Origin of the sequence: Aeromonas bivalvium (genome assembly GCF_000819765.1) — a bacterium.
Taxonomy (GTDB): Bacteria; Pseudomonadota; Gammaproteobacteria; order Enterobacterales; family Aeromonadaceae; genus Aeromonas; species Aeromonas bivalvium.
Genome location: NZ_CDBT01000020.1, coordinates 233624 through 244430, shown reverse-complemented (window position 1 = coordinate 244430; position 10807 = coordinate 233624). Strand labels below are relative to the sequence as shown.

Sequence of the window (10807 nt, the reverse complement as noted above, 5' to 3'; positions counted from 1 at the left end):
CGCCACGAATTGGGGATCCAGCGGCGCCAGGGTGTAGCTGTAGGTGCCATTGGCATTGAGCACCAGGCTGCCGTAGGTGCCGGTCAGGTTGGCCGCCGTCACCGCCGCACCATCCGCCCCCTGCACGTCATTGCTGATGACGTTGCCGTTGAGGATGAGGTTGTTCTCGCTCGCCGTGGCCGGGTTGCTGTCGTTCACCGCCGTCGGCACGTCGTCCTGGATCACCGCATCCAGGCTGGCAGAGGTGGTATCACCATCTTGGTCGGTGAGCGTGACCTGAAAACTCTCGGTCAGCTGGGTGTCATTGGTCGGTTTAACGTGACTCTCGTTATCTTGCAGGCTGTAGCTGTAGCTGATGCTGCCGGCACCGGTCACGGGATCGAAACTGATTGCGGTGATCTGCAGGCTATTGCCAAGGGGAGTGGTGAAAGATTGCGGGAGTGTGGTCACTGTGCCGTTCGTGATCAGCGGCAGGCCAGCGATGCTGAGGGTCTGCACTCCGTCTGGCGCGCTGAAGCTGAACACCCCCCCTTGTGTCAGTGCCGCCGGGTTAGGGCTGGTGCCATCGGCCAGGTTGGCATCACTGACCACCAGTTCACCACCAGCCAGGCCCAGTCCCGTCAGGCTGACACCTTCATCGACGGGCGTGATAGTGATGGTCAGGGTAGAGTCCACCACATCGATACCATCGGTCACGCTGTAGTTCACCGGCGGTACCGGACCGTCATAGTTCAACGCCGGCGTGAAGCTGTAGTCGCCGTTGCCGTTGACCGTGAGGGTGCCTATACCCGGGATGGTCACGGTGGATCCCGCGACCAGGTTGATATTGTCTCCCCAGCTGAACAGGGTCACGCTGGCTGCATCCGGCCCATCCGGGTTGCTGGCATTGTCGAGGAGGTTGCCGTTGAGCTGTTCATCTTCCGCGACGCTGGCCTGTTCGTCTTGATCACTCAACTCATTGTCAAGGTCGGGCAGATCTTCTTGTATCCGGTCGATGGTCTGTTGCGTGTCATGGCTGGTGTCGAACCCAGCCTGGGCGATGGTCGCCCCATTGGTACGACTGATGGTGACGAAGCCACCGTTACCGCTGGCACCGACGACACCACCTATGCCACCGCCACCACCGGCGGCTGGGGCACCACCGGCCGCCGCGGCTTCAAAACTCTGAGTCGGGTCAACCCCTTCCAGGATGGATTGTTGCAATGCAGCTATGTCGTTGGGATCGAGCGGTGTGTCAGTGCCATCTGGTTTTGCGGCATCGGCCGGGATCTCTGCGTCGGGGGCGACCGACGATCCCTGCGCCAGGGCGGCGGCTTCTTCCGGGGTGATCAGCACCAGCTTGGCATCATCACTCAGGGTCAACTGGGTGCCGGGCTGCAGTGTCTCGCCCCCTTGCAATGGACGGGTGCTGCCATCGGCATTGACCACCAGAATTTCACCTTCCATTGAGGCAACGACGACACTCTTCTCGATCATTTGGGTACGCATAGCCTTGACTCCAACACAGAGGGTTTCGATGTATCAACCCTATGAGCGAAGCGCGAAGGTGTCCGTTGCAAAAATGTACCGGGTTCGTGTCAGAAGAGGGAAAAGCCTGAATCAAATCGAATGCTGGACACTTAGCCAATTAAAACAAGGCGTTATGGAAAGTCTCAATAGAATCCTTATAAAGATTTCCGATATTGTTTATTTTTTGTTACAACCAATAGTGATTAAAAAAGGCGCCCAGCGGCGCCCTTTCAGGATGTAAACAGCGTCAGATGGGAAAGGCCGGGTGCACGAAACCCTGATACCCATCGATGTGCAGACGAGAGAGCAACTCGACCTGTTGCTCGTTTTCGACCCGGGTGGCGATGGTCAAGATCCCTGCATTGTGTGCGGCGCGGCACACGGCGGCCAGGAAGGCGGTATCCGCTCCAGGCTCCATCACCTGACTGGTGTAGCCATGGTCCACCTTGACATAGCTGGGGGCCAGCTGTTCCAGATAGCCCAGCGACTGGAAGTGGCGACCATAGTGATCCACGCCCCACTGGAAACCATGTTCCTGCAACACGGCCACCAGCGCCTCGACCCTGGCTTGATGCTTCAAGATGGTGCCTTCCGGGAGCTCGAGCAACAGACGGTTCTTGAGGTCGGGGTGGCTGCCAAGGAAGCTGCCCAGCCAGAGCAGGAACTCATCTGAACAGATGGCCCCCGGGGTGATGTTGATGGCCAGCACCAATTCACTCTCCTTGAGCAGCAAGGGCACAGTGGCCGTCAGCACCGCCTGGTCGAATTCGCTGCCCAGCTTGAACTGCTCGATGGCAGGCAGGAACTGACCGGCAAAATAGTCGTGACCATCGCGATGAATGGCCGCAAACAGCTCGGCGTGCAGCCGGGTGCCATCATCGAAACGGCAGGCGGGCTGCGCCTTGAAACGCCACAGTTGGCGGGCAATGGCATCTTCGACCAGATCCCGCCACGCCAGGCGCCCCATCATGCCCTGGGCGTGGCCGCCCTCCATCACCACGGCGCCACGGCGCTCGTTGCGCGCCCGGCCGAGGGCGTTATCCGCCTTGGTCAGCAGACTGGAGAGATCATCCTGGCTGTCGCGCCCGGCGATCCCTATGACGGACAGGGCATCGGCCTCACCCATGGGATTGACCACCAGATCGGCGATCCGGCCGTTGATCCGCTCGGCCAGCTCTTGCAGGCTGGCCAGCTCGCTGGTCGGGCAGAGCAGGGCATATTCGGTGGCGGAGATACGGGCGATGGCCGCCCCGTCCCAGCCACTGAGTTCATCATTGAGGCTCTGGGCTATGCTCTTGACCATGTTGTCGCGCGCGGCGAAGCCCTCCTCCCGATAGATGTCGTCAAGCATGTCCACCGCCACCAGCAGTATGCCCCCTTCCCCGCCCTCGGCTATCCAGGCGTTGACCTGGCCGACGAAATAGGCCCGGTTGCCCAGCCCAGACACGGCATCCAGATAGACCCGCTCGCGCAGATGCTCCGCCTCTTGCGCCTGCTCCTTGAACTGGTCGGCCAGCTTGCCCGAGAGGGTATTGATGGCTTGTACCACCTGCTTGAGCTCAAGGGTGCGTGGCTCGGGGATCACATGACCGAAATGGTGCAGCTCTATCTCCCGGGCCTGATCCCGGATCTGGGCCAGGGGTTTGAGCAGATAGTTGAGGGCACGCATCAGCAGCAGGGTCGTTACCAGGAAACCGATGATGAACCAGCTCGCCAGATTGGTCATCCCCTGCCAGAGCTCGTAGTAGGCTTGGCCGCTGTGGCCGACCACCTTGAGTTTGCCGAGCTGGAGCCAACCCGAGGTGAGAATGGATTCATTGGATACATCGGGAAACAACTCCAACCCCATGAACCAGGCGGGCACCCCCTGGATGCCATGGCTGTTGTCGAGCTCGATCACCTCCTTGGAGGCCAGCATGTCGAGTCGCACCTGCTGGTAATAACCGCCATCAAACACGGCCTTGAGCACCGACTCGGCACTCACCTTGTCGCCATTCTCGAGATAGGGGGTCAGCGCCAGCCCGAGGGAGGTGGCCGTGTTGATCACCGTGGTCTCCTGCTGCTGCGCCAGATAGTTCCGGGTCGACGTGAATTGAACCCAGTAGGTCACGGCAAAGAGGACCCCGAACAACAGCAGCATGGTGGCCAGTAATTGTCGATATAGCGTCATAGGTTAATCATCCAAATTCACCACAGGTCGAGCCAATCGCCCAGAAGTCATGCGATTGCGTAAATCATTCCATAATCCCAAACGTGAAGACTGCCCGGCCAGCTCCCCCTGGCCACGGGCCTTCATCAACCACAGGTGACGACCATTGAAACTGTAGATAGGCAGCAAGTCCCTACGCTCGGTCGCCGGGCGTATGTCCCCTATCAGGTTATCCAGGATGATCGGCACGGATGACGGGGTCTCATAGTAGGCGACAACCATATGAAACTGGTTGTAATCCAGCGCCTTGACATACACCATCCGCATCTTCTCATCGTCGATGCCCAGCTCCAGCAGGGTAAAATACTTGGCGATGCTGAAGTCTTCGCAATCCCCCCCCGCGGCCCCCAGAAACTCGAGGGGCGTGGCCCAGTAATCCTTCTTGCGCCACAGCTTGCTGTCGTCGATAAAGCGCAGCTGATTGAAGAAACGATTGACTCGCTCCAGTTTCTGACGTTCCGGCCAGGCCGCCGCCCTGCTCTCAAGTGCCAGCAGACGCCAGCTCGCGGCGCGTTTGCCCGCCCGCTCACCATAGGTGTCCTTGGCCCGCTTGATGAGGGCAAGATCGGCATCCGTCAGCGGCTGGCTCGCCGCCAGCAGCAGAGGAAGCAGGGCAAGCCCGCACCAGAGCAGATGTCGCCCCTTGCGATAACAGGGACTGAGCCAACGCCCGATTGACCACGCTGTCACATCTTTCCCCTACGCAACGGGCTGACTGCCATATGAGTTACAAAACACGGGAGACGAGAGCGACATGCTGCAACCCTGATACGGAGATGACGACAAGTGGATTGTCGTCATCTCCCACACACAACATCAATGCATTGCATCAGTTTTTGGCTTGCCACTCGGCGGGTGGCTGCACCTGCATGGCACTGAGCAGACTGCCGGTCGCATTGAGGATGCGGTAGTCAGCCAGGAGGGAGTCATATTGCGCATTGATATAGCTGCGGCGCGCCTCGAACAGTTCGTTCTCCGTGTTCAAGACATCCAGCAAGGTACGCTGGCCCAGTCCGAACTGCTTCTTGTAGGCCTGAACCGTGTCATAGCTCGCGTCCACATGCTGTTGCAGGTAAATCTTCTGCTGATCCAGAGACTGTTTGGCATTCCAGGCCAGACGAGTCCCTTCCTCCACCTGACGGAACGCATTGAGGTGAATGTCTTTCGCCTGGGAGTAGAGCGCAGAGGTGGCCTTGCTCTCGGCCAGATCGGAACCGCCGCGGAACAGGTTGTAACGCATGCGCACCATGGCGGTCAGATCGTCATTGCGTCCCTTGATGGCATCGATGTCCTCGTTCCAGTTCTTATCCACCTCGATGGCGACGTTGGGATAGAAGCCGGACTTGGACCCTTCATGCTGGTACTTGGCCGCCTCTATGTCCTGCAGGGAGGAGAGCAGGGTCGGGTGGGCCTCGGTCGCCGTCTTGAGCGCCGTCTCTATGGTCGCGGGCATCAGGCTGGCATCGGGCACCGGCTGAACCAGATCCCTGGGGGTTTCGTTGACGACGCGGATAAACTCGCTTTCGGCATCGCGATAGTTGTTCTCCGCCGCGGCCTGGTTGGCGTAGGCACGGGCGACACGGCCTTCAATCTGGGTCTGATCCGCGGTAGAACCCAGACCGGAGTCGGTCCGTTTGCTGATGTCGCTGCGGATCTGCTCATGGGTCGCCAGGTTGTCCTTGGAGAGCTCCAGTATCTCTTGCTGGCGCAACATGTTGAGGTAGACCTCTGCGGTGCGCAGCGCCGTGTTCTCCGCTTCCGAGATCATGGCCAGTCGCTGGGCATTGGCCTCGGCTTTGGTGCGGGACACGTTGCTGCTGACATCGAAGCCGTCGAACAGCATCTGACGCAGACTCAGTCCCGCCTCCTTGCGGGTCAGGGTGTCATCGATACCGGGGCCGCCCACGCGAGTGGTCGGGCTGTCGGTCTCTTCATAGCCGACCCCTGCGCGCAGATCGACGGTGGGATAGTAGCCACCCTTGGCACCATCATGCTGGTACATGCGGGCCTGGTAGAGATCAAACGCTTCCTTGATCTTGGGGTGGGTAGCCAGCGTCTGAGCAACGGATTGCTCCAACGATTGGGCCTGAGCCAGGCCCGGAAGGAATATAGCGCCACTCACAATCATGGCAACAATCGTCTTTTTCATAATATCTCCAGTCATATGTTTTTATTGATTGTTGGCTTATCGTTCTCTCAATGCCGACTGTTTGGCCCGCAATATCGGTTTCAGCAAATAGTCCAAAACACTCTTTTTACCCGTGATTATATCCGCACTGGCCAACATCCCCGGGATGATGGGCAATGCATTGGTCTCATCCCCAAGATAGCTTTTTTCCGTCCTGACCCGTACCAGATAAAAGGAATTCCCCTCCTCATCCTGAATGGAATCTGCACTGATTTGTTCTACCTTGCCATGAAGCCCGCCATAAATGGTGAAATCATAGGCGGTAAATTTCACTACGGCGGCCAGCCCGGGGCGCAGGAAGGCTATGTCCTTGGGGGATACTTTGGCCTCAATCAGGAGTGTATCCTCAAGTGGCACTATCTCCATCAGATCCATGCCTGGCTGGACCACCCCGCCCAAGGTATTGATTTTCAGCTTTTTGATCGTTCCCTTGAGGGGAGCGACCACGCTGGTTCTATCCACCCTGTCCCGCAAACCCACCTGGCCTGCGGAGAGCTGGCCCAGCTTGCCCTGCCTTTCATTGAGCTCGGTCTGGGCATCGGCCCGGAATTTCAAGGCAATATCATTGCGCTTGGAGATGGCCTCACGCAATGCTGAATTCAATTTGGGAATAACGAGCCGGTTGCTTTCCAGCTCCCCCTGCATGTCATTGACCTGGCGCTCGAGCTTGATCAATTCCACCTGAGGCACAATTCCCTCTTTTGCCAGGGGACGGCTGATATTCAGCTCCTGACGGGCCAGGTCGACACTGCGACTGATGGTGCGTATTTTCGCGTTGAGCTCGATTAATTCCTGCTCTTTCTGCTCTATCTGCTGGCCCAGAATATAGAGCTGGTTCTTGAGATTGTTGAGCCGATCATTTTGCGCCGATACCTCACGGGCCGCATATTCGGCAAAGACATTCTCGAACCCTTCCGGGAAATCGATGGCTTGCTTGTCGATCACCACCTGTTCCCGCCAGCCTATGTTGGGCTCCGTCTTGACCACCACGCTGCGGATCTCGGCCCGCAGACGCGCTATGTCGCCCTTGAGGGTGACCAGCTCCTGCTCACGCTCGCGAAAATCGGAGCGAAAACGGGTGTCATCGATGCGCAGCAAGGGCTGCCCCTTCTCGACAATATCCCCCTCCTTGACGAAGATCTCCTTGACGATCCCCCCCTCCAGGTTCTGGATCACCTGCAACTGGCGAGACGGGATCACCTTGCCCTGCCCTACCGTCACCTCGTCGAGCTTGGCCCAGGCCGCCCACACCAGGGCGCTCATGAAGAAGATGAAACAGCACCAGAGCAGCACCCTGGCCCGAGTCGGCGTGCTCAGCAGCACGGCGGCGGCGCCATCATCGACGAAGGTCAGATGTTCCTGGGCAGGCAGCACCTCTTTCTTATCCATGGGATGCCTCCTGGACCCTGACCTTGCCCTCTTTGAGCTGTTGCAACACCTGCGCCTTGGGCCCATCGGCCACTATCTTGCCCTGCTCCATGACGATCACCCGGTTGACCACATCCAGCATCAGGGTCTTGTGGGTGATGACGATCAGGGTGGTCTCGGGCCCGAGCCGTGCCAGCTCCTGCTTCACCTGCTGCTCGGACTGGTTGTCCATGTTGGAGGTCGGCTCATCCATGACCAGGATGGGAGGGTCATTGAGCAGGGCGCGAGCCAGCAGTATTGCCTGGCGCTGACCGCCGGAGAGCTGACGCCCCCCCTCGCCTATCTGCCTGTCCAGGCCGTTGGGATCCCGGTTGGTGAAACTGGTCACCCCGGCCCGCTTGGCGGCACGCAGCACCTTGGCATCATCCACCAGCGGATTGCCCAGCATGATGTTGTCTCGCACCGAACCAAAGAAGAGGGTCACGTCCTGGGGCACGCAGCCGATGTTGCGCCGCACGGCCGAAGGCGGCAATTGATCGAGTTCGAAACCATCGAGCCGCACCGACCCATCGGTCGGGCGATAGAGCCCCATCAGCAGCTTCTCCAGCGTGGTCTTGCCCGCGCCAATGCGCCCTATGATGGCCACCTTCTCCCCCGGCTCAATCTTGAGATTGATGCCATGCAGGGTGCTGGTCTCCATGCCCGGATACTTGAAGGTCACATTCTCGAATTCGATGCGCCCCTCTATCACGGGGTGATGCACGTACTGGCGCCCCTCCTCCTGTTCGCCCGGGGTGTCCATGATGCCCTCGAGAATGGTCAGCGCGGAGCGGGCCTGATTGTAGCGGGTGGAGAGGACGGAGAGCTGCACCATGGGCGCGATGGCACGGCTCGACAGCATGACGGCGGCGATCATGCCCCCCATGGTGACCAGGCCGTCGGCAATCTGGTAGACGCCGACGATCACCAGACCCACGGTGACCACCTGCTGGACATAGCTGGCCAGGGAAGACATGGAATTGGTGATGCGCCGGGTCTGCACGCCCCAGGTGGAGATGTGGGAGACGGCCTGCTCCCAGCGGTGCTGGAACATGCTCTCGGCGCCGAAGATCTTGACGGTCTCGAGACCGGCGATGCTCTCCACCAGGTTGGCATTTTTCTGGGAGGCGAGCCGTGATCCCTCCTCGATGGACTGCTTGAGGGAGCCCTGGATATAGAAGCTGTATACCAGCAGGATCAGCATGGCGATGATGGGCACCACCACCATGACCCCGGCAAACAGCCAGATCACCACCAGGAACAGGATGGCGAAGGGCAGGTCGATCAGGGTCGAGACGGTGGCCGAGGTGAAGAACTCGCGGACCGACTCGAACTCCTGCAGATGCTTGGCGAAGGCACCGGTGGAGGCGGGTCTGGATTCCATCCGCATCCCCATCACCTTGGCGAAGATCTTGGCCGACAGCAGCACGTCCGACTTCTTGCCGGCGATATCGATGAAGTAGCTGCGCAACTGACGCATCACGAAATCGAAGGTGAACACCACCACGGCCCCCACCGCCAGCACCCAGAGGGAATCAAACGCCAGGTTGGGCACTATCTTGTCGTAGACGTTCATGGTGAACAGGGGGCTGGCCACCGCAAACAGGTTGATGAGGATGGAGGCGACCAGCACGTCGCGATAGATGCCGCGGGACTCCAGCAGGGTGCTCCAGAACCAGTGACCGTCCCGGGTCTCCAGTACCTTGGGAGAGCGCTCGTCGAAACGGAACTGCTTCTTGACGAAAAAGAGCCGCCCCAGATACTCATCGCCGAGCTGGGCCATGGTCAACCACTGGGCCGCATCACCGGCCTGGGGAAAAATCACCTTGGCCTGGCTGCGATCCTCGTTCCACTCCAGCAGGATGCAGGCGCCACCATTGCGGGTCAGCAAGATGCAGGGCAGCAACAGGGAGGAGATCTGATCCAGGGGCTGCAAGACTTCCCGCGCCGACAGCCCGGCTCGCTCGGCGGCACGACTGAACAGCGCCGTGGTCAGGCGGCCCGACACCAGGGGCAGCCCTGTGGTCAAGGCATCCTTGCTGTTGGGCACGCCGTAGAAACGGGTCAGGAAGACCAGGCATTCCAACAACTCGTCGATATGGTCGGTTTCTGCTTGCATATTGTCCCGTTTATAGATGAGGCTGGCGCCCGGCTTGTCCAGGCTCCCTCACTACGTGGCCAATCAGCCAGGGAGCCATGCCGACATATGATAAGCCAAAAAGAATACTCGTTCGCTACCATATTTGCCGCCACCCCGACGAGAACGGGAGATGGCAGCGGCTGCCACAGCGAGATATCGACCTCAGGGAGGCGAGGAGACCATGACAACATCACATCTATATGGCACCCGCCCGGGGCGGGATCGGCAGCGATTTTCAAACGAAGCACCATACCAGTTCAGCGCCCTGAGAACTATAGAACAGAGTATGATTTTCATCTAATAACTCACTGTTTCTTTTGCTAAATATGACAAATCCATCAATGAGTGGCTCATGGCAGGAAGGGGCGCTCCAGGGCGCTCCCTTGAGGCCCGGTGCGGGCGAGCCCAGCGGCAATGAGACTCATGGCTGTCCAGCGGTTCTCGCACCAGGCGGGGGCGAGCAGGGTCGGCCGCCGGGCTGACGCCGAGACGCGGTGATAGACCACGTCGGGTGGGGTGTGCTGGATCATGGCGATCGCCGCCGCCACATACTCCTCCAGGGTCGGCACTTCGAGGCGCCCCGCCTGCCAGGCCTTGCCGAGGGTGCTGCCCGCCACCACGTGCAGGGGGTGAAGCTTGATCCCCTCCACGCCGGTATCGACCACCCGGTGCAGGGTCGCCAGGCTGTCCATGGCGCACTCCCCCGGCAGTCCGACGATGAGATGGGTACACACCTTGATGCCGCGCAGGTGGGCGCGGCGCACCGCATCGGCGTAGGCGTCATAGCCATGGCCGCGATTGATCCGCCTGAGGGTCTGGTCGCTGGCGCTTTGCAGCCCCAGCTCCAGCCACACTTCATAACCTTGCTGCTGATACCCCGCCAGCAGATCCAGCACCGCATCCGGTACGCAATCGGGCCGGGTGCCGACACACAGTCCCACCATGTCGCTCACCGAGAGCGCCTCCTCATACATGCGCTTCAAGTAAGCCACTTCGGCATAGGTGCTGGTATAGGCCTGGAAGTAGGCGAGATAGCGCCGTGCCCGGGTCACCTCGTCGCGGCGGGCGTGCAGCTGGGCCACCACGGAAAGCTGCTGGGCCGACTCGTCGGCAAAGGAGGAGACGTTGCAAAAGGTACAACCACCGCGGCCCAGGGTGCCGTCCCGGTTCGGGCAGGTAAAGGCGCCATGAATGGAGAGCTTGTGGATCTTCTCGCCATGGCGCCGCTTGAGATCCTGACCCAGGGTATTGACCAGCTCGTGTAACTGCATGACGTTTCCCGACAAAAACCGGCATTGTACAAGCTCGATTGGACATCATGCTGAGCTGGATCAAGAGTCTGGCGGGTGGAAAA

At 59.7% G+C, this 10807-nt stretch carries 7 protein-coding genes; all 7 read right to left on the bottom strand.

What is annotated here, in order from left to right; genetic code table 11:
* A partial coding sequence (locus tag BN1119_RS08630) for a retention module-containing protein (RefSeq protein ID WP_167335462.1) occupies nt 1-1488 on the bottom strand: 1488 nt, incomplete at its 3' end.
* Nucleotides 1489-1756: 268 nt separating this feature from the next.
* Nucleotides 1757-3679 carry an EAL domain-containing protein gene (locus BN1119_RS08625; RefSeq protein ID WP_041996573.1) on the bottom strand — a complete coding sequence of 641 codons (1923 nt, stop codon included), beginning with the start codon at nt 3677-3679 and terminating at the stop codon, nt 1757-1759.
* A gap of 3 nt (nt 3680-3682) precedes the next feature.
* Nucleotides 3683-4408, bottom strand: a complete 726-nt coding sequence (locus BN1119_RS08620) for a transglutaminase-like cysteine peptidase (protein WP_374704012.1) — start codon at nt 4406-4408, stop codon at nt 3683-3685.
* 139 nt (nt 4409-4547) lie between these two features.
* Nucleotides 4548-5867, bottom strand: a complete 1320-nt coding sequence (locus BN1119_RS08615) for a TolC family outer membrane protein (protein ID WP_041996570.1) — start codon at nt 5865-5867, stop codon at nt 4548-4550.
* A gap of 36 nt (nt 5868-5903) precedes the next feature.
* Nucleotides 5904-7295, bottom strand: coding sequence for an HlyD family type I secretion periplasmic adaptor subunit (locus BN1119_RS08610; RefSeq protein ID WP_041996565.1), 1392 nt, complete (start codon nt 7293-7295; stop codon nt 5904-5906).
* On the bottom strand, nt 7288-9432 hold the full coding sequence (locus BN1119_RS08605) for a type I secretion system permease/ATPase (protein ID WP_041996562.1): 2145 nt from the start codon (nt 9430-9432) through the stop codon (nt 7288-7290). Before BN1119_RS08605 ends, BN1119_RS08610 begins: the two co-directional genes overlap by 8 nt.
* 371 nt (nt 9433-9803) lie before the next feature.
* Entirely contained in the window at nt 9804-10724 is a 921-nt protein-coding gene (locus BN1119_RS08600) for a tRNA modification radical SAM protein MnmL/YtqA (RefSeq protein ID WP_041996560.1), read from the bottom strand.
* Nucleotides 10725-10807: the final 83 nt, after the last annotated feature.